Below are 240 nucleotides of genomic sequence, written 5' to 3' on the forward strand. Positions count from 1 at the left end.
GATTGTGGATGAGCAGCAATTCAAGGGCGAAATCCCTGACATAGCTGGCATGGAAAGAACCAACAACCTAATGGCATTCGTAGAACGCAAGCTATTCACTCTCAATACAGGCCATTGCATTACCGCTTACCTAGGTTGCTTGAAAGGCCATCGTACCATTCGTGAAGCAATTGAAGACCCAAGCATTCACGCTGAAGTAAAACAGGCGATGCAAGAGAGTGGTGAAGTGCTGATCAAACG

General features: G+C 46.7%; 1 pseudogene. It reads left to right on the forward strand.

Going from position 1 to position 240, the window contains the following annotated elements:
* Positions 1 to 240 (forward strand): annotated as a pseudogene (locus O4H47_RS18060) (hypothetical protein); the annotation flags it as partial.

This window comes from Maritalea porphyrae, assembly GCF_027213965.1.
GTDB classification, from domain to species: Bacteria; Pseudomonadota; Alphaproteobacteria; order Rhizobiales; family Devosiaceae; genus Maritalea; species Maritalea porphyrae_A.